The following is a 2,544-nucleotide window of genomic DNA, read 5'->3' as shown; positions in this document are numbered from 1 at the left end:
CCGGTCGCACAGTTTCTGCCGTTGTATGTGCTGCTCCACTTACTAGCCCGTCCGCTTTTTTTGTATAAACAAGCATTGTTCCAAAATAGTTAACATCCTTCAAGATCTCTCTTGCCTCTTCTATAGTCACTTTACCGTTGCGTCTTTCCACAAAAGCATTTACTAGTTCGTCCATATGTTCATAGGTTGCGGGGTTCAACACCTGTAAGCCACTTGGAATATCCCTCTCATTTCCTATGACAATAGGCTGAATTACTCCCTCTTCCTGCAATTTTAATGCTGCCTCAATTATTCTTGGATCGTTTCCCTCTGGTAATATAATGGTTACATTTTTACTTTGCAGCTTGCCTTTTATTTCTGTAAATAAATCAGCCATAATAACGCCCCCATCAGGATATATTTGTACATTAAGCATACACGAGTTTGTCACAGATTGTCATGTAAAAGTGGGGCTAAAAGGGGAATTCTAAAAGCTGGTATGGTAAACTAAATATGCGAAATATTTATTAAAGGGAGTGTCTTATATAATGAATGAAGCAGCTATTACATTAGATGGTTGGTACGTTTTACATGATTTCCGCCAAATGGATTGGGCATCATGGAAACAAGTAGATCCTGAACTTCGTAAACAAGCAACAGATGAGTTCGTTGCCTTTTTAGATGAATTACAACAAGCAGACGATGCAAAAACTGGAGCTCACGCTTTCTATACTATTGTGGGCCAAAAAGCAGACTTTATGTTAATGACGTTACGTCCAACTATGGATGAATTACAAGAGCTAGAAGCGAGATTCAACAAGTTAACAATTGCTGACTTTACGATTCCTGCATATTCATACGTATCAGTAGTAGAATTATCTAACTACCTGTCTGGTGAGTCAAATGAAGATCCATATCAAAATCCACATGTGCGCTCACGTCTATATCCACAACTTCAACGCTCTCAATACGTTTGCTTCTACCCAATGGACAAGCGTCGTGATGGCAACGATAACTGGTATATGCTACCTATGGAGCAACGCAAAGAGTTAATGCGTAGCCATGGAATGATCGGTCGCAGCTATGCAGGAAAAGTGAAACAGATTATCTCAGGTTCTGTCGGCTTTGACGATTTTGAATGGGGAGTAACTTTATTCTCAGATGATGTACTTCAATTTAAAAAATTAGTATATGAAATGCGCTTTGATGAAGTAAGCGCTCGCTATGGCGAATTCGGTTCGTTCTTCGTTGGTACTATTTTAGAAGGCGAAAAACGCTCTACATTCTTCCAACTTTAATTTCAAATAACTATTCAAGGCTGCCAAATGGCAGTCTTTTTTTATCGGCAAAATTTGTCATGATAAGTCATTTCTTAACATAGTTTAATGTAGGAGGTGATGCATTGGCAGTAGTTCGTGCGACTTCGAAAGACATCGATCTACTTGCAAGGCTAATGCGATCAGAAGCAGAGGGTGAAGGCGAGCTTGGAATGTTAATGGTTGGCAATGTAGGAGTTAACAGAGTTCGTACTAGCTGTTTAGACTTCACAGATATACGAACCCTTGAGCAAATGGTTTTTCAACGCCCTGGTGGTTTTGAAGCCACTACCAAGCCTTACTTTTTCCAACGAGCAAGAGATAGCGATAAAAAGTTAGCACAGCGTGTGGTGAACGGTGAGCGTTTTCACCCTGCAACGAGATCATTATGGTTTTTTGATCCAGGTGAGAATGCCCCATGCCCTGCTCAATGGTATGGACAATGGAATACCGGGCGCTTTAAAGCGCATTGCTTCTTTTCGCCTACCGAAGAGGAATGTCCAGAGATTTAAAAAAAGAGAGGATGTATAAATGGTTCAGTATTATTGGTATCCTGGTGCTTACCCAAATCAACAGTTTCCGCAACAAGCTCAGCAAGTTCCAGGTCAACAACCGCAACAGCAGCAATATACTCCAGGGGTGCAAATACCCGCTAGTGGTCGCCAAGAAGAATCTTATGTAGAAAACATTTTAAGAGCAAACAGAGGAAAGCTTGGAACATTCTATTTTACTTTTGAAAACAATGCAACACGAAACAATGTAGTCCTGAACGGATATGTAGAGGCTGCTGGACGTGATCATGTGATTATTAGTGATCCAAATGGTAAACGATACTTAATGTTAATGATTTACTTTGATTATGCGACGTTCGATGAAGAAATAAATTACTATTAACCTTAGGCAAGGCTTATTCTTTTGGAGTAAGCCTTTTTCTATTTTTATAGGATTTCTAGTGACAAATAGTAGGACTAAAATTTCGTAAAACTATTAAATGTATAGGAAATTTGCTTCTTTTAATAGCAAACTTTTTCACAATTATGGTCAATTTTCTTGGGTGGCCTTAGGTTATGAGTTCCTTAATTTAAATCATAAGATGGACAACCTGCATTAATTTATTTTGAAAAACGTTTTCTTTCTAATAGAAATATACTCTTGAGTGGAAGGCGGCGACTCCTGCCGGAATAGCATGAGGTGAAGACCCCACAGGAGCGTAGCGACGAGGAGGCTGAGGCCATGCCGGCGGAAAGCG

4 protein-coding genes are annotated in these 2,544 nt (G+C 39.8%); 3 read left to right on the top strand and 1 reads right to left on the bottom strand.

Features of this window, described 5'->3' with window-relative positions; genetic code table 11:
• Positions 1-376, bottom strand: a 376-nt coding sequence (locus AC06OU_RS08660; RefSeq protein ID WP_475855224.1) for a phosphate acyltransferase, incomplete at its 3' end; no start/stop codon positions are given.
• A gap of 151 nt (positions 377-527) precedes the next feature.
• Here AC06OU_RS08660 and hemQ point away from each other — a divergent pair.
• The 3 genes from hemQ (at position 528) to gerQ (ending at position 2,189) form a co-directional block, all read left to right on the top strand.
• Complete coding sequence (gene hemQ / locus AC06OU_RS08655) at positions 528-1,277, top strand: hydrogen peroxide-dependent heme synthase (protein ID WP_475855223.1); 750 nt, start codon at positions 528-530, stop codon at positions 1,275-1,277.
• A 104-nt stretch (positions 1,278-1,381) separates the two neighbouring features.
• On the top strand, positions 1,382-1,807 hold the full coding sequence (locus AC06OU_RS08650) for a cell wall hydrolase (RefSeq protein WP_475855222.1): 426 nt from the start codon (positions 1,382-1,384) through the stop codon (positions 1,805-1,807).
• A gap of 19 nt (positions 1,808-1,826) precedes the next feature.
• The gene (gene gerQ / locus AC06OU_RS08645; protein WP_475855221.1) at positions 1,827-2,189 is read left to right on the top strand and encodes a spore coat protein GerQ; all 363 of its coding nucleotides are present in this window, start codon (positions 1,827-1,829) and stop codon (positions 2,187-2,189) included.
• Positions 2,190-2,544 lie beyond the last annotated feature (355 nt).

This window comes from Psychrobacillus sp., from assembly GCF_056205495.1.
This window is presented reverse-complemented; position numbering and strand designations above follow the sequence as displayed.

Bases quoted from the DNA above. Each gene is read 5' to 3' on its own strand.
- hemQ (WP_475855223.1), top strand. From the start codon at position 528: ATGAATGAAGCAGCTATTACATTAGATGGTTGGTACGTTTTACATGAT.
- gerQ (WP_475855221.1), top strand. From the start codon at position 1,827: ATGGTTCAGTATTATTGGTATCCTGGTGCTTACCCAAATCAACAGTTT.